The organism is Xanthomonas campestris pv. asclepiadis, assembly GCF_020784175.1.
In the GTDB taxonomy this organism is placed as follows: Bacteria; Pseudomonadota; Gammaproteobacteria; order Xanthomonadales; family Xanthomonadaceae; genus Xanthomonas; species Xanthomonas campestris_D.
Map to the genome: position 1 here is coordinate 86,913 of NZ_JAJGQM010000008.1, position 15,964 is coordinate 102,876.

At 68.5% G+C, this 15,964-nt stretch carries 17 protein-coding genes and 1 other RNA gene; 10 read left to right on the forward strand and 8 right to left on the reverse strand.

All coding sequences use genetic code 11. The annotated features are described in order from the left end of the window. Positions 1–3: 3 nt before the first annotated feature. The 3 genes from LL972_RS06115 to LL972_RS06125 all read left to right on the forward strand — a co-directional run bounded on the left by LL972_RS06115 (position 4) and on the right by LL972_RS06125 (position 1,370). Positions 4–651, forward strand: a complete 648-nt coding sequence (locus LL972_RS06115; RefSeq protein WP_228326819.1) for a hypothetical protein — start codon at positions 4–6, stop codon at positions 649–651. A gap of 159 nt (positions 652–810) precedes the next feature. Beyond that, positions 811–1,053: an RNA-binding S4 domain-containing protein gene (locus tag LL972_RS06120; RefSeq protein WP_104535850.1), complete on the forward strand. Its 243-nt coding sequence runs from the start codon at positions 811–813 to the stop codon at positions 1,051–1,053. Then, positions 1,050–1,370 carry a hypothetical protein gene (locus LL972_RS06125; protein ID WP_228326820.1) on the forward strand — a complete coding sequence of 107 codons (321 nt, stop codon included), beginning with the start codon at positions 1,050–1,052 and terminating at the stop codon, positions 1,368–1,370. The genes LL972_RS06120 and LL972_RS06125 overlap by 4 nt, the downstream gene beginning before the upstream one ends. 211 nt (positions 1,371–1,581) lie before the next feature. Here the strand turns inward: LL972_RS06125 and ubiM are convergent, their stop codons facing one another. The 6 genes from ubiM to LL972_RS06155 form a co-directional block, all read right to left on the reverse strand. After that, complete coding sequence (ubiM, locus tag LL972_RS06130) at positions 1,582–2,760, reverse strand: 5-demethoxyubiquinol-8 5-hydroxylase UbiM (RefSeq protein ID WP_228326821.1); 1,179 nt, start codon at positions 2,758–2,760, stop codon at positions 1,582–1,584. A 31-nt stretch (positions 2,761–2,791) separates the two neighbouring features. Continuing rightward, positions 2,792–2,867: non-coding RNA, sX9 sRNA (locus LL972_RS06135), on the reverse strand. Positions 2,868–3,068: 201 nt separating this feature from the next. Then, positions 3,069–3,470 carry an MAPEG family protein gene (locus tag LL972_RS06140; RefSeq protein WP_228326822.1) on the reverse strand — a complete coding sequence of 134 codons (402 nt, stop codon included), beginning with the start codon at positions 3,468–3,470 and terminating at the stop codon, positions 3,069–3,071. Between the two features lie 25 nt (positions 3,471–3,495). Then, positions 3,496–4,005: a DUF4019 domain-containing protein gene (locus LL972_RS06145; RefSeq protein ID WP_228326823.1), complete on the reverse strand. Its 510-nt coding sequence runs from the start codon at positions 4,003–4,005 to the stop codon at positions 3,496–3,498. 150 nt (positions 4,006–4,155) lie between these two features. Then, positions 4,156–4,404 carry a hypothetical protein gene (locus LL972_RS06150; RefSeq protein WP_228326824.1) on the reverse strand — a complete coding sequence of 83 codons (249 nt, stop codon included), beginning with the start codon at positions 4,402–4,404 and terminating at the stop codon, positions 4,156–4,158. Between the two features lie 64 nt (positions 4,405–4,468). After that, positions 4,469–5,662 carry a hypothetical protein gene (locus LL972_RS06155; RefSeq protein WP_228326825.1) on the reverse strand — a complete coding sequence of 398 codons (1,194 nt, stop codon included), beginning with the start codon at positions 5,660–5,662 and terminating at the stop codon, positions 4,469–4,471. A 148-nt stretch (positions 5,663–5,810) separates the two neighbouring features. Here LL972_RS06155 and LL972_RS06160 point away from each other — a divergent pair, with 148 nt between their 5' ends. From LL972_RS06160 to LL972_RS06175, 4 genes are read left to right on the forward strand one after another with little or no spacing between them, the layout of a single operon-like run. Further along, positions 5,811–7,274: an AlkA N-terminal domain-containing protein gene (locus tag LL972_RS06160; RefSeq protein WP_228326826.1), complete on the forward strand. Its 1,464-nt coding sequence runs from the start codon at positions 5,811–5,813 to the stop codon at positions 7,272–7,274. Continuing rightward, complete coding sequence (locus LL972_RS06165) at positions 7,271–7,813, forward strand: methylated-DNA--[protein]-cysteine S-methyltransferase (protein WP_228326827.1); 543 nt, start codon at positions 7,271–7,273, stop codon at positions 7,811–7,813. The genes LL972_RS06160 and LL972_RS06165 overlap by 4 nt, the downstream gene beginning before the upstream one ends. A gap of 36 nt (positions 7,814–7,849) precedes the next feature. Beyond that, the gene (locus LL972_RS06170) at positions 7,850–9,148 is read left to right on the forward strand and encodes an ectonucleotide pyrophosphatase/phosphodiesterase (protein ID WP_228326828.1); all 1,299 of its coding nucleotides are present in this window, start codon (positions 7,850–7,852) and stop codon (positions 9,146–9,148) included. A 39-nt stretch (positions 9,149–9,187) separates the two neighbouring features. Continuing rightward, positions 9,188–10,531 carry a chloride channel protein gene (locus LL972_RS06175; RefSeq protein WP_228326829.1) on the forward strand — a complete coding sequence of 448 codons (1,344 nt, stop codon included), beginning with the start codon at positions 9,188–9,190 and terminating at the stop codon, positions 10,529–10,531. A 256-nt stretch (positions 10,532–10,787) separates the two neighbouring features. On the opposite strand, the gene LL972_RS06180 is transcribed toward LL972_RS06175, so the two are convergent. After that, positions 10,788–10,970 carry a 30S ribosomal protein THX gene (locus LL972_RS06180; protein WP_016904806.1) on the reverse strand — a complete coding sequence of 61 codons (183 nt, stop codon included), beginning with the start codon at positions 10,968–10,970 and terminating at the stop codon, positions 10,788–10,790. A 136-nt stretch (positions 10,971–11,106) separates the two neighbouring features. Further along, positions 11,107–11,523 (reverse strand): MerC domain-containing protein, encoded by a 417-nt coding sequence (locus LL972_RS06185; RefSeq protein WP_228326830.1) that lies wholly within the window; start codon positions 11,521–11,523, stop codon positions 11,107–11,109. Between the two features lie 163 nt (positions 11,524–11,686). Here LL972_RS06185 and LL972_RS06190 point away from each other — a divergent pair, with 163 nt between their 5' ends. The 3 genes from LL972_RS06190 to LL972_RS06200 all read left to right on the forward strand — a co-directional run bounded on the left by LL972_RS06190 (position 11,687) and on the right by LL972_RS06200 (position 15,576). Next, positions 11,687–13,753: a TonB-dependent receptor gene (locus LL972_RS06190; protein ID WP_228326831.1), complete on the forward strand. Its 2,067-nt coding sequence runs from the start codon at positions 11,687–11,689 to the stop codon at positions 13,751–13,753. Positions 13,754–13,924: 171 nt separating this feature from the next. Next, complete coding sequence (locus LL972_RS06195) at positions 13,925–14,353, forward strand: MarR family winged helix-turn-helix transcriptional regulator (protein ID WP_228326832.1); 429 nt, start codon at positions 13,925–13,927, stop codon at positions 14,351–14,353. After that, entirely contained in the window at positions 14,350–15,576 is a 1,227-nt protein-coding gene (locus tag LL972_RS06200) for an MFS transporter (protein ID WP_228326833.1), read from the forward strand. Before LL972_RS06195 ends, LL972_RS06200 begins: the two co-directional genes overlap by 4 nt. The last annotated feature ends 388 nt before the right edge of the window (positions 15,577–15,964 follow it).

The window sequence follows — 15,964 nt, forward strand, 5'->3', positions numbered from 1 at the left end:
TCGATGGAACTCGACGACATGCAACGCGCCTGGCACGCGATGGAACACCGCCTGGATCAGCACAGCACGCAGATCGGCCACATCGTCGGCCAGGTGCGTGGCCATGCGGCGCGCACCAGCCTGCGCCCGCTGTGGCTGAGCCAATCCGCGCAATTGCTGTTCGCCGTGGCGCTGCACATCGTGATCGCGCGCAGCTGGCTTGCCCACACCGATCAGGTTGCGGCGATCATCGGCGGCGTGCTGCTGCAGCTGTGGAGCATTGCACTGGCGATCTCCGCACTACGGCAGCTGCAGCTGCTGGCGCAACTGGACTTTGCCGGACCGCTGCTGCCGACGCAGCGCGCGCTCGCGCAGCTGCGGCGCTGGCGCACGCGGGTGGCCCCGTGGCTGGGCGTGGCGTTCTGGGTGCTGTGGGTGGCCGTGGCCGACGCCGGCTGGCGCGGGCTGAGCGGCCTGACCCTGCCGCACGACTGGCTGCTGCTCAATCTGCTGGTGGGCGTGCTCGGCGGCATCGGCACCTGGTTCGGCTATCGACGGCTGCAGCGCAAACGCCATCCGTGGCTGGAGCGCATCGACAACGCGCATGCCGGGCCCGGCGTCGTGCGCGCCGAAAGCATGCTGGACGAAATTGCACGTTTTCGACGCGAATAAGCGTGCCGCGCCGCACCGCGCCTCCGGCGTCGTGTCCGCCGCTGGCGCCTCTGCGTTGCGCTGTTGCCCCGACTCCACCTGCCGGGGCTGCGTTCGGCACGGTGGTGTTGTCGGCTGCGACGGGCGGATAATCGCCGTCTTCCTGTCACCGAGCGCACCATGCAATTTCTGGAATTCGACCTGGACGGCGAGTACATCGAACTCAACCAGTTGCTCAAGCTGGCCGGTATTGCCGACAGCGGTGGCCAGGGCAAGGCGATCGTCGCCAGCGGCGCAGTCAGCGTCGATGGCGTGCAGGAACTGCGCAAGACCGCCAAGATCCGCCCCGGCCAGCGCGTGCAGCTGGACGATGTGGAGATCCGCGTGCTGGCGCTGGACCCCGATGCGGAGCCGGCAGAATGAGCGTGGTGCAGGTCAGCTGGCGCAACAACGCGCCCTCGGCGGACGATCCGGACCACGATGTCTACATCTTTTCGATCGACGTCGATTCGGACACGCCGTTCTGGTTCGAGCAGTCGATCCGTGGTGGTCATGCCGAGCGCGGCGGTTGCAGCATGCTGGCCTTGCATGAGCTGGAAGGCTGGCCAGGCGGCTGGCGCGCAGACGTCACCAACGCCGGCTGCGCCTGGGTGATTCCACTGCTGGAAGACGCCTTGCGCAGCGGCGATGCGCGCACCGCGATCGATGCGATTGTTGCGCGGGTCAACGCGCCGGCCTGATTGCTGCATGCCTGACCGAGGCGCGCCTGATCAAAGCCGGCCTCATGTAAATCCGGCCTGATCGTCCCGCCTGATTGCCGCATGCGCACCTGCGAACGGGCCGATAACCGCATTGCACGCCCGCGCGTCGAACACCGTTGCAGGCCACTACGCATGGGGACCACAGCGCAGCGCTGCACGCACTGCGCCTCCCCGCTCCCACTTCAATACGTCAGACGCTGCGCTGGGTCAGATGCGCCGCAATCGCCTGCTTGAACGGCGCCACCGCATGCGCCGCACGCAAGGCGCCACGTCGTAGCAGGCGGGCCGGCGCACGGTCGTCGGTATACAGCGCGGCCAATGCATTGGTCGCTTCGTACAGCGGCCGCGTCGCCAGCCGGTGCGCCCGCTCGTAGCCCTGCAGCAGGGCCGCAGCCCCGATGTCGCGCCCAGCGGCGGCAGCCGCGCACACACGCTCGGCCAGGCGCGCCTGGCTCTGCAATCCGAAATTGAAACCATGCGCGGTGACCGGGTGCATGCCCACCGCCGCATCGCCGATCAGCGCGGCGCGCGCGGCCACAAAGCGCTGCGCATAGGCCGCCACCAGCGGATAGGCATGCCGGCTGCCGTCCTGCTGCATCGGTCCGAGCCGATGCTCGAACGCCTCAGTCACCGCCGCACTGAAGTCCGCCGCATCCATCGCCAGCAAGGCCTCCACCTGTCGCGGCGGCAGGGTCAGCACCGCACCGGCGCGATTGCCCTGCAGCGGCAACAACGCCAGCGTCTTGCCATAGCCAAACCACTCCCAGGCGGCATGCCGGTGCGGCAGCGCATGGCTCATCCGGCACACCAGCATGGTCTTGCCGAAATCGCGCAGCTGCGCGCCGATGCCGAGCAGGCGCCGGGTACTGGAAAAACGGCTGTCGGCCGCCACCAGCAGGCGCGCCGACACCGTTTCCCCATCGGATAACTGCAGCACCACGCGGTCGCGCTGCTGCTGCACGGCCTGCAGCGTGCAGGCACAGCGAATCTCCAACGCAGCTTGTGCCTGCACCGCCTGCCAGGCCGCGCGACGGATCAGATGATTGGGCACCAGCCAGCCCAGATCGCCGGCACCACGCGCGGCCGCGGCGAAGGTCAGTGCGAAGTGCGAATGTCCGTCCATGACGCGGGCGTCGCGCAGCGGCGAGATCGCATCGGCGGGAAACTGCGGCCAGATGCCCAGTTGCTCCAGCAATGCACGCGAGGCATGGGTCAGCGCGATCTCGCGCCCGTCGAAGGCCGGCTCGGCCAGCTGCGCGCGTGGCTGCTGGTCGACCACCAGCACCGACAGGCCACTGCCGGCCAACGACCGCGCAAAACTCAGGCCGACCGGTCCGGCACCAATGACTGCGATATCCACCGATTGCATGCCACGCTCCTTCACCACCAAGACCCAGAGGAGCTAACAAGACCTCGCATGCAATGGTCAGCTGGATGCGGTCGGCGCAGAGCAACCGGCATGTCCGCGTGGCACCTGCCGCATCGAGCACGCAAGCATGGCGGTAAGCGCAGCCGTCTTGGTAGCGGCTCTCAGTTTAACGGCAGTGGTGCTGGCCGGCCTTGATCAGGATCAAGCAACGACCGAGCAGGCGGACCACCGCAGTCACGGACGTGCGGCTTGTCGCTGCGTTTTCTCAGCCAATAACCACAGGCTACGCGCACGCAGCCCGGCCTGCGTCACCAGCCCAGCAACGCCCGCACCAGTTTGACGATGCCCCAGAACGACACCACCCAGATTGCGCTGCGCAAATAAGGAATGCCTGCCGCATACGCCGGCACGTAAGCCACGCGCGCCCACAGGTACAGCTGCACACCCAGTGCGGTATCTGCATTGGTACGGCCGGCAAAGCTCACCGCCAGTACCGCAGCAGCGAAGATCGGGAACGTTTCCTGATAGTTGCGAAATGCGCGATCCAGCCGCGCCGCGATGCCGGTCAAGGGCTTGGCGTCGCCATCGCGGGCGCTGGCATTCCACTTGGTCCCGCGCTGGGCGGTCATGCTGGCCGAAGCGACCAGTAGTTGCACCAGACCGAGCACCATGGCCCAGCCCAGCATCTGTAGTTCGATGGTCAGTTCCACGCTGGTCTCCCGATGCGCTGCAAGATCACTTGATCGACGCGCGCAGGCTGTAACCGGCGAGCCGCCAGGTCTTGTCCTCGTCCAGGCGGAACGACACCAGCTCGCGTACCGGCTGCTGGGCCTTGGCAAACCGGGTCGGGAAGCTGACGTTGACGTACAGGCCTTCGGGCACCTGCGCGCCGGCGGCGTATTTGACCCGCGTCACCGAGCCCTGCCCGCGTCCGACCACTGCACCCAGGCGTGCACGTTCGGCACCGATCTGGCTCACGAAGACATCGCGCTTGACCGCGGTCTTGGCGACGCTGGATGCGCCATCCCATAGCGAGGCCACCTGGTTGGCGTCGACCATCTGCGCCACCCGCAACGCCGCCTGGGTCATCTCGGTGTTCTGTTTGGTCAGCTGCGCCTGCTGCGCCGAGCTGGCCGCGGGTGCCGCCTGGGGAGCGGCGGCCGGACGTGCAGCGGTCTGCGGCTGTTGTGCCAGGACCAGCGAGGGAGCCAACAGCAGCGCGGCAAGCAGACGAGGACGGAACATGGGGCAGATGACCTTGTGCGTAGCAAACGGATGGGAACTACCGCAGGGTTCGCGGCGGGCGCGGCAGTTTAAGACCTGCGCTGCATGTTGAGGTGAGTGTGCAAACGACGCGCGAGCCGGGTACCGGGAACGCACGCCTTGACTCAAAAATCAGATGTCGCCGCCGGGCGGAACCACCGCGACACCGCGCGGCCGCCATAGCCGCCAGCTGATCCACAGCGCGCGGGCGATGGCCGCGATCAGCGCCACCAGGCTCAGCCACACTGCCAGCGTGGCCGGCCACTGCACCCGGCTGGCCGCAGCGATCACCTGCAGCAGTTCGGCCACGCCGAATCCGGCCAGCACCAGCAGAGCCGATGGCAGATACGCCAGCGCAACACCTTTCGTCTTTCCAAGCATGTCGCCCCCCGGCTCCGTGATATGCCGCGACCATAGGCAGCCGGCAGTGCGGTGCGCGTGAAGCTCAGCCGTCGCCCTGGGCGGGGCCCGGCGCTGGCTCGGCAGCGGCTGACGCGTCCGGTGCTGCATCCGGTGCCTCGGTTGGCGCGGCGGTCGATGCGCCCGGCGCTGCATCGACCGCCGCCGCGGCCTCCGGTGCGGCGGTCGCCGGCAACGCGGCGGCATCGGTCTCGGCCAACGGGCTTTCTTCCGGGCAGGCCGCATCCGGGAAACCAAAGCGCTGCTTCAAGGCCAGGCCGCAGGCATTGACCGCCTCCAGATCGGCGCCTTCGCCCTTGCACTTGTGATCGAAGGCGACCAGAAACGCGTCCTTGCGGCGCACGAAGGCGTCGCCGCACTTGCGCATCTGGCGGATGCGCTCCAGGTCGTCCTGCACCGCGTTGGTGCCATCCAGCCCGTACTCGCGCAGCTCGTCCATCGTCAGCAGGCGCAGGCTGCGGTTGGGCACGGTCATCATCAGGTCGGCCACCGCCACCGCCACGCCGTTGCGCTCCAGATAATCCTTGACGTTGCCGTAGACCTCGCGCAATTCGCGATTGAGTTCCGCGCGCGAGGTGGCCTTGGAACTGATCCGCATCATGCGGTGGATGCCGACCTTGCCAGCCACCAGGCGGTTGTCGCCGGCGGCCAGCACGAACACGCAGGCGCTGTGGCAGATCGAGCCCTCGCGCACCCAGATGGTCCAGTTGGATTCGCCGATGACATCGCCGGCGCGAATCGCCGCTTCCACCTGCCCGCCGCTGGAATCCAGGTCCAGGATGCGATGCGGCAGCCGCAGTTGCTCGGCCACCGCGGCCAGCCGCCACACCAACGCAGCGAAGCCGGCGTTGATCTTGCCGGCATAGCGCACCCGCAGCAGGCCGGTGTCGCGACACGGCGCCAGCGCTGCCTCCACGCTGGCGCGGTCCAGCGCCGGCAGCAGCGTGCCATCGCCGGCGTCGCTGCTGTAATCGGTGGCGCAACTGATCCAGGCCTTGCCCGCGGCCAGCTCCGCCTGCGGCCAGCCGGCTTCGCCCGCCTGTGCACGCGGCCGCGGCGGCGCCACCGGCTCGGGTGTATCCACCGACACCATATGGTCGCCATCGCCCTGCCCCGCGCCGCTTTGTTGCGTGGCGGCGGCATCGGCCGAGGTACCGGTGCGGTCGCAGGCCGCCAGCGCCAGGACACAGGAAAGGGACAGGCAGAGCAGTTTCAGCATGATGTCAGGCAACAGACCGCGACGGAGATCACCCTCAGTCTATGGCTGAACGGGCCCACCGTTTGACCCTGCCATGAACACACAGGCGCGGTGCAACCCTGTCCGAAAACGGCCAGCCGCGGCTGGAGTGAGCGCATAGACTGGCGCCATGCAGACCGCCACGCCCGACCGACTCCAATGCGACCGCGCCCGCCTGGCGCGCGATGCGCGCTTCGACGGGCTGTTCTTCACCGCGATGCGCAGCACCGGCATCTACTGCCGGCCGGTCTGTCCGGCGCCGCCGCCCAAGCCGGGCAACATCAGCTATTACCCCAGCGCGGCGGCAGCCAGTGCCGCCGGCTACCGGCCCTGCCTGCGCTGCCGCCCCGAACTGTCGCCGCAGGCGCAGCAGCATCTGGGCGAAGAGAGCGTGCAACGCGCACTGGCGATGATTGCCGACGGTGCCCTGCAGGAGCAGCCGGTGCAGACCCTGGCCGACGCGGTGGGCCTGAGCGCACGCCAGCTGCAGCGGCAGTTCGTGCAGCAGCTCGGTGCCACCCCGATCCAGGTGCATGGCACGCGCCGGCTGCTGCTGGCCAAGCAGTTGCTCACCGAGACCGCGTTGCCGGTCACCGAGGTCGCACTGGCGGCCGGCTTCAACAGCCTGCGTCGCTTCAACGCCGCGTTCCTGGAAGGCTGCGGGATGCCGCCGTCGGCGCTGCGCAAGCAGCGCGCGGAGGTCCCAGGCGGCGAGTTGACCCTGCGCCTGGGCTATCGCCCGCCGCTGGACCTGCCGGCGATGCTGGCGTTTCTGCAGCGCCGCGCGATTCCGGGTATCGAGCAGGTCGACGCCAGCGGCTACCGGCGCGTGATCGGCACCCCGGGCAACGCGACGCTGATCGAGGTCAGCGCGGCGCCGCAGCGTGCGGAGTTGCTGCTGCGCATCGGCGCGACCGACCCGCGCCAGATCCCGCAGATCGTGCGGCGGGTGCGCCGGCTGTTCGATCTGGATGCAGACCTGCAGGCGGTGCACGCCACGCTGGCGGCCGAGCCGCTGCTGGCCGAGGCGATCGCGCGCCGCCCCGGCCTACGCGTGCCGGGTGGCTGGGACGGCTTCGAAGTGGCCGTGCGCGCCGTGCTGGGCCAGCAGATCAGCGTGGCCGGCGCGGCGACGCTGGCCGCGCGGCTGGTCGATCGGCATGGCGGCCATCACGTGGAGATGCCGCCCGGCCTGGACCGCATCTTTCCGACTCCGGCACAGCTGGCCGAGGCGCCGCTGGAGCAACTCGGCCTGCCGCGTGCACGCGCCGCCACGTTGCGTGCGCTGGCCTCGGCGTGTGTGCAAGGGCGGCTGCATTTCGGCGCCGGCCAGCGCCTGCCCGAGTTCGTCGCCGCCTGCACGGCCTTGCCCGGCATCGGGCCGTGGACCGCGCACTACATCGCCATGCGTGCGCTCTCGCATCCGGACGCGTTTCCGGCCGGCGACCTGATCCTGCAGCAGGTGCTCGGCACGCCCGAGCGCCTGAGCGAGCGCGCCACCGAAGCCCGCTCGCAGGCCTGGCGGCCGTGGCGCGCCTACGCCGTATTGCACCTTTGGCATCTCGCTGTCGATCACAAGGACACCCGCCCATGAGCACATTGCAGTACGACACCTTTCCCTCGCCAATCGGCGCGCTCAGCGTGGCCGCCGATGCTGCCGGCGTGCACCACATCCTGTTCGCGCAGAACCGCTACGACGCGGTCGGCCGCGCGCGTTGGCAGCACGACCCTGATGCGCCGCTGGTGCGCGAGGCACGTGAGCAATTGCTCGACTATCTGTATGGCGGGCGGCGCAGCTTCGACCTGCCACTGGCACCGACCGGCACGCCATTCCAGCTGCAGGTCTGGCACACACTGGCGCAGATTCCGTTCGGGCAGACCTGGAGCTATGCGCAACTCGCGCACGCGGTGGGACGCCCGGCCGCCAGCCGCGCGGTCGGCGCTGCGAACGGCCGCAATCCACTCCCGATCGTGCTGCCCTGCCACCGCGTGATCGGCGCCAACGGTGCGCTGACCGGCTTCGGCGGCGGCCTGCCGACCAAGCAGGCCTTGTTGCAGCTGGAAGGCTGGTCGCCGCGCCAGAGCGCAGCGGCCGACGATCTGTTCCCCGCATCCGCCGCCGGCACGCGCTGACTTCGCGACGTCATTGCCAGGCCGTAAACTGCGGCGATGATCGATCGACGTTTTGTGTTCACCGCGACCGCGCTCGCGCTGCTCGCGGCCTGCAGTTCTCACGCCCCTTTGCGCAGTACGCCAGCGCCCGTCCCGGCGGCGCCCGCGTCGGCAGGCGTACCGCACAGCGATTTACCGCACAGCGTGCTGCTGATCTCCATCGACGGGCTGCGCGCGGACATGCTCGATCGCGGCATCACACCGACTCTGTCGCAACTGGCACACGACGGCGTGCGTGCGCGCTGGATGGCGCCGTCGTATCCGTCGCTGACCTTTCCCAATCACTACACGCTGGTCACCGGCCTGCGCCCGGATCACCACGGCATCGTGCACAACAGCATGCGCGATGCGACGCTGGGCAGCGTCTGGCTGAGCAAGCCGGAGGCCGTCGGCGATGCGCGCTGGTGGGGCGGCGAGCCGCTGTGGGTCGGCGCGGAAACGCACGGTCTGCATGCCGCGACCTGGTCGTGGCCCGGCAGCGAGGCGGCGATCGGCGGCGTGCGCCCCACGCGTTGGCGCCACTACGAAGAAGGCACCAGTCTGGACGCGCGCGTGGACGAGGTATTGGGCTGGCTGGCCGCCTCCGGCGCCGCCAGCAATCGCCTGGTCACGCTGTACTTCGAACACGTGGACGAAGCCGGCCATGACCACGGCCCGGAGTCGCGCGAATACGCCGACAGCGTGCGTGCGGTGGATGGCGCGATCGGCCGGCTGCTGGCCGGCATGCAGCGCAACGGCACCCGCGAGCGCACCAACATCGTCGTGGTGTCCGACCACGGCATGGCCGAGGTGGCGCCCGGGCATGCGATCAGCGTGGAAGACATGGCGCGGCCAGACATCGCCACTGCCGTGACCGACGGGCAGGTGATCGGCTTTGCGCCGTTGCCGGGACAGCAGGCCCGCGCCGAAGCCGGCCTGCTCGGCGCCCATGCGCAGTACGACTGCTGGCGCAAGGCGGCGCTGCCCGCACGCTGGCACTACGGTACGCATCCGCGCATTCCGCCGATCGTGTGCCAAATGCACGAGGGCTGGGATGCACTGTTCCCGGACAAACTGGCCAAGCGCCCGCGCGATCAGATGCGCGGTTCGCACGGCTTCGATCCGGCACTGCCGTCGATGCGCGCGGTGTTCCTGGCGCAGGGCCCGGATCTGGCGCAGGGCACGACCTTGCCGGGTTTCGACAACGTCGATGTGTATGCGCTGATGACCCGGCTGCTGGGCATTCCTGCCGCGCCCAATGATGGAAATCCCGCCACACTGCTGCCGGCCCTGCGCGTGCCGCCGGCCGCTGAGTGACGCGTCGCGGCCGCGCTGTGCGGATGCGACAATGGCGCCATGTCTGCTCCTGATCCCTCGCCGCGCCGGCTTCGGCTGCGGCCGTTGTTGTCCAGCCAAGGCTGGCGTCGCCGCGCCGCACTCTGGGGTGGCGCCATTGCAGTGGCACTGGTGGCGATCGTGTTCGCCAAGGCCAGCGACGCCGCCTTCCAGCTGTTCCAGCGCATCACCGCGCATTCGATCTGGTGGGCGCTGCTGCTGACGCCGGGCATCTTCGCCCTGCTGGCCTGGCTCACCTCCGGCGCGATGCGGCCGACGCGTGGCAGCGGCATCCCGCAGGTCATCGCGGCGCTGGAACATGACGACGCGGCATTCCGCCAGACCAATCTGTCGCTGCGCGTGTCGATCGGCAAGCTCGCCCTGACCACCTTGTCGCTGCTCGGTGGCGCCTCGGTCGGACGCGAAGGCCCCACCGTGCACGTCGGCGCCAGCCTGATGCATGTGTTCGGGCGCTGGTTCGGCTTCCACGATCCGCGCGAGCTCTCGCATTTCCTGCTGGCCGGCGGCGCGGCCGGTATCGCCGCGGCGTTCAACACGCCGCTGGCCGGGGTGGTGTTTGCGATCGAGGAATTGAGCGGGCGCTTCGAACACCGCTTCTCCGGCACCCTGCTGACCGCGGTGATCGTCGGCGGCGTGGTGTCGCTGGGCCTGTTGGGCAACTACACCTATTTCGGCAAGGTGGCGGTGGCCTTGCCGCTGGGCCAGGCCTGGCTGGCGATCGCGCTCTGCGGCGCCGTGGCCGGCCTGCTCGGCGGCATCTTTGCGCGCCTGGTACTGGCCAGCGTCAGCGGCAAGCCACGCTGGCTGGCGACGTTGCGCCAGCGCCATCCGGTGCTACTGGCCGCGCTGTGCGGGGTGGCCCTGGTCGGCCTGGCGCTGGTGTTCGGGCAAGGCGCATTCGGCACCGGCTACGAGCAGGCGCGTAGTCTGGTGCAGGGCCACGCGGTGGTCGGCCACGAATTCGGGCTGATGAAGCTGCTGGCCAACCTGGTCTCGTACCTGGCCGGCATTCCGGGCGGGCTGTTCTCGCCGGCGCTGGCGGTGGGCGCCGGCATCGGCCACAACCTGTCGGTGCTGATGCCGGGCGTGGATCCGCGCACCTTCGTGCTGCTGGGCATGTGCGCGTATCTGACCGGCGTGACCCAGGCGCCGTTGACCTCGGCGGTGATTTCGCTGGAACTGACCGACACCAGCCAGATGCTGCTGCCGATCCTGGCTACCGTGCTGATTGCGCGCGCCATGTCCGGGCTGGTGTGCAGGACGCCGATCTATCGCGGCCTGGCCGAACAGCTGCTGGCGCCGACGCCGTCCCGCACCTCGCCGGCTACGGCAACGACGCACTGAACACCGCACGCGGGAGAGCGGCGCAGGGTCGATCGACCGCAGTGTGCAGATGCCGGCCATGACCGCCGCGCACTGCGGCCGGCGCTGCCGTGCCGTGCGCAAACCGACGCCAGCGGCGCACACATCGCCGCTTCGACGCAGGCCGGTAGCGGCACGGCTGCTCGAGCACGCGCTGCAGCGCGCGTTTTCGCCGATGCCGGACATAAAAAAACGCGGCGCAAGCGCCGCGTTCTGGTGTCGCGAAGCGGGCTAGGGATCAGCCGGCCTTGGCAACGGTCTTCTTGGCGACAGCCTTCTTGGCCGGCGCCTTGACCACGCCCTTCTTGGCAACCGGGGCAGCTGCACCCACGACAACCTTGCTCACCGCGTGCGAACGCGAATTGCCGTAGCTGGAATTGTAGCGCTTGCCCTTGGCGGTCTTGCGGTCACCCTTACCCATGTTCGTCGACTCCTGAATGTGAATACTGAATACAAAATCCCCGCGCTGAACACGGGTCTGGCGAGGTTTACGCCGGCGGCGCCCTCGCGCAAGGCCGGCAAGCCTACCACGGAGGCCCCTGCCCGCGCAGCCTGGACTAGTGGGCGCAGCTGGCGTCGTGGACGTGGGCGTGCCCGTGGTTCAGACGCAGATTGACCAGATGGGCGATGCCGACCAGCGCGCCACCGAGGGTCATCACCACCGCATGCGGCACCAGCGCGTGGTGCAGCGGGTCGTACAGCAGGCCGGCCCACAGCAGCAGCAAGCCCGGCAGCAACAGCGCCAGCGCATGCAGCGCCTTGTGGCGGCGATAACCCAGTACCAGGCTGAACAAGCCCAGCAGCGTCACGAACACCACGATGGCCAGTTCGACCCCATCGCCCAGCCAGAACGACAGGCCCAGCGACGGCGCCAGGGCCAGCACCAGCGGCAGCACCGCGCAATGCACGGCGCACAGCAGCGAACCGGTCGCACCGAAGCGGTCAAGCACATGGCGAAGAGACGGTAGAGGCATGACTTCCAGCAGGGGCTCGCGGCGACGTGGAATAATATAACATCTTCCTCGTTCCAGACCCGCACCGCTGCATCGCGCAGGTGGGCGGGTCCCGCCGTCGGCGCAGTGGCCAAGCTGCGCCCTACCATTGATATAAAGTAACAATCACAGAGTCCGGCCCGCCATGCACCCTCGCCTCGCTTCCTCGTTCCGCCGCTCCACGCTCTCGCTGGCGTTGACCAGCCTGCTGACTCCCGCCCTGGCCATGGCCGCCGATGCGCCGGCAGTTGCCGACCCGCAGACCCCGCCCAGCTCGGACACGCGCCACGACGCCACCGCTTCCAGTGGCCGCCACATCAAGGACCTGGACAAGGTCGTCGTCACCGCCAGCCCGCTGCGCGATGCGGCCGGCGAGTTGAGCCGCCCGGTCGAGGTGCTGGCGGGCGAACGTCTGGACGAAGTGCGCAGTTCCAGCCTGGGCGAGACCGTGGCCAGCCTGCCCGGCGTGCAGAGTTCCAACTTCGGCCCCGGCGTCGGCCGGCCGATCATCCGTGGCCTGGACGGCCCGCGCGTGGCGGTGCTGCGCGATGGCCTGTCCACCCAGGACGTGTCCACGGTCAGCCAGGATCACTCGCCGGCGATCGAGCCGTTCCTGGCCAACCAGATCGAAGTGCTCAAGGGTCCGTCCACGCTGCTGTACGGCTCCGGCGCGATCGGCGGCGTGGTCAACGTGGTCGACGGACGCATTGCCGAAACGCCGGTGGACGGCTTCAGCGGCCGCGCCGAAGTGCGCTTCGACGGCGGCGACAAGGACGGCAACACCGACATGTTCCGCGTCGATGCCGGCAACGGCAGCGGCCTGTCGATCCATGCCGACGGCGTGTACCGCAACCAGAACGATTACGACACCCCGCAAGGACGCCAGGCCAATTCCTGGATCGACTCCAAGGTCGGCTCGGTCGGCGCCTCGCTGTCCGGCGACTGGGGCTTCGTCGGCCTGTCGGCCTCGCGCTTCCGCGACAACTACGGCAACCCCGGTGAGCCGGGCGATCTGTCGATCGGCGAGCGCGGGGTGTCGTTGAAGCTGCAGCAGGACCGCTACGACCTCAAGGGCGGGCTGACCGATCCCTGGGGCGAAGGCAGTGCGTTGCGCTACAGCTTCGGCCACACCGATTACGCGCATACCGAATTCGAAGGCGCCGAAGTGGGCACCGTGTTCACCAAGCGCGCCAACGAAGGCCGTGTGGAAGCGTCCTTCACCTTTGGCGGCGGCTGGCAGACCGCGTTCGGCCTGCAGGGCAGCGACACCACCTTCCAGGCAGTGGGCGAAGAATCCTTCGTCCCCAAGACCGACACCCGCTCGCTGGGCGTGTTCGGCGTTGCGCGCAACAGCTGGGACCGCGTCACCGCCGAAATCGGCGCGCGCGTGGACAAGGTCAAGTACCAGACCGACATCGGCGTGGACCGCGACTTCACCCCGACCAGCTTCTCGGCCAGCGGCGGTTTCCGCTTCAACGAACAATGGCGCCTGACCGCCAACCTCGACCACGCCGAACGCGCGCCGGCCGAGGAGGAGCTGTTCGCCAACGGCCCCCACATCGCCACCCTCGCCTACGAGATCGGCGATGCGGATCTGAAGACCGAAAAGGCCAACCAGGCCGAGCTGGGCCTGAACTTCCAGAACGCATGGGTGGATGCCAAGATCGCCGCGTACTACAACCGCTACAACGACTTCGTCTACATCGTCGATACCGGCGGCCAATGGTTCAACGAAGAGGACAACGACTTCCTGCCGATCCGCCAGTGGACGCAGAACGATGCGGTCTTCCACGGTTTCGAAGGCGAGGCCACCTTCCATCTGGCCGACAACGACACTGGCGCGTGGGACCTGCGCGTATTCGGCGACACCGTGCGTGCACGCCTGAAGGATGGCGGCAACCTGCCGCGCATCGCACCGGGCCGGGTCGGCGCGCAGATGCGCTGGAATGCCGATGCATGGCGCGCCTCGCTCGGCGCCACCCGTACCATGAAGCAGGACAAGGTGGCGGTGAACGAAACCCCGACCGATGGCTACACCTTCGTCGATGCGCATCTGGCCTACCACGTGGACCGCGGCAGCAATGCGTGGGAAGTGTTCCTGGACGGTAACAACCTGACCAACCAGGACGCACGCGTGCATACCTCCTTCCTCAAGGACGATGTGATGCTTCCCGGCCGCAGCGCCTCGTTCGGCGTGCGCATGTTCTTCTGACGGTGCCTCTCTCCCGCCGTCAAAAGCGAGGCCGCCTTCGGGCGGCCTCGTCATTTCTGCCGGCAGGACTGCCGGCCTGGGCCGTGCTTCAACTAAAAAAACCACGTTCTCCACGCACTTGCCAATACGTGCATATGCACGCAAAGTGCGAATGTCCTCGTGGAGCACCGCATGTCCGAGACCAGCCGCTGCACCTGCTTCCACTTGCGTCGCGCCGCACGGCGCACCTCGCAGCTGTACGACCATGCCTTGGCGCAGGTCGGGCTGAGCCTCAACGAATACTCGATCCTGCGCCGGCTGGTCAGCGCACAGCCGTTGGGTGCCTTGGCCCACTCGCTGGGCATGGATCGCACCACACTGACGCGCAATCTCAAGCCCTTGCTGGCGGCAGGCTGGGTGCAGGCACGCCGCGGCGACGATGCGCGCCAGAAAGTGCTGGTACTGAGCCGCAGCGGGCGCGGACTGCTGATGCGCGCGTTGCCGCATTGGCAACGCGCACAGACGCAGCTGGAAACACTGTTCGGCAGCACCTGCACCGAGCAGTTGCATGCCACGCTGATGCAACTGGATGCGGCGCTGGACGCGGGTGCAATCGCATGAGCACGTCTGCGAGCGCCCGCAGCAGCGCGCAGTGGGGATTGCTGCTCACCGCCTCGGCCATGCTGATGCTGACCATGGGCGCGCGCCAGACCACCGGCCTGTTCGTGGAGCCGATCCATCGCCAGACCGGGATCGGCATCGCGTCAATCAGCTTCGCGCTGGCGGTGGGGCAACTGGTCTGGGGCGCGGTGCAGCCGGTGTTCGGCGCGATTGCCGATGCGCGTGGTCCATTGCCGGTGCTGCTGTTCGGCGGCGTGCTGTTGTCGCTGGGCCTGGGACTGAGCCCGTGGATGGCCAGCGACTGGGGGTTGATCGTCTCGCTGGGCATCCTGGCCGCCGCCGGTGCGGGCGCCGGCAGTTTTTCGGTACTGATCGGCGCCACCGCCAGCCGTATCGCGCCGGAGCGGCGCTCGTTCGCGGCCGGGCTGATCAATGCCGGCGGCTCGCTCGGCCAGTTCGTGTTTGCGCCATTGGTGCAGCTGATGATCGGTGCCGCCGGCTGGGCCAGGGCGATGACCGGCCTGGCAGTGATCTCGTTGCTGACCTTGCCGCTGGCCTGGCCGCTGCGCCGCCGATCGCCGCCGCCGGACGCGCGCACGTCGATGGCAAACGACGACATCGGCCTGGGTGCGCAGTTGCGCCTGGCCGTGCGCGATCGCAGTTACTGGTGCCTGCACCTGGGCTTTTTCACCTGCGGCGTGCACATCGCGTTCCTGGTCACGCACCTGCCCGGCGAAATCGCACTGTGCGGCCTGCCCGCCAGCGTGTCGGCGGTATCGATCGCACTGATCGGCCTGTTCAACGTGGCCGGCAGCCTGGTCGCCGGCAAGCTCGGCGAACGCATCCGCATGAAGTGGTTGCTGTGCGCCTTGTATGCCAGCCGAGCGCTGCTGAGCGGTTTGTACCTGATCGCGCCGCCGACGCCGCTGACCTTCTACCTGTTTGCCGCAGCACTGGGCTTTACCTGGTTGGGCACGGTACCGCCGACGGCGGGCTTGATCGGCAAACTGTTCGGCCCGCGCTACCTGGGCACCTTGTTCGGCCTGACCTTGTTGTCGCATCAGATCGGCGGCTTCTTCGGTGCGTGGCTGGGTGGACTGGCGCTGGAGCGCTTCGGCGACTACAGCTGGATGTGGTACGCCGACATGCTGCTGGCGGTGGTGGCCGCACTGATCAACCTGCCGATCCGGGAAGCGGCACCAGTCCGCGCAGCAGCAGCGTAGAGCGGGCGCAAGCGCGCGCCTGCCTGCAGCCCTCCACCGTTGCATGGTGCTTGGCGTGACCTGCGCAAGGCCATCGTGCTGCCGCGATGGATCGCAGCATCGGTTGCCGCCATGGCGCGCGGAACAGCGCCACATGCAAGCCGACATCGACACGCGTGCGATGCGCACCTGCTGTTTGGCGCCTTGCCTCGATCAATGGCGAGTACGTCGCCTGCGCGGGTTGCCGCGGCGCACAACAGCTTTTGCCGGCAACTCCGTTAGAACAACACCGCGACGTGTGTCGTTGCGTTGCGCTACCGGCCTCTGTCACGTGCTGCCGGTCACTCTTTGGCCGCGCGTGCATGACTGCGCGCATTGCTGCCAGCTGCGACGCCATCTCAGGAGAGCT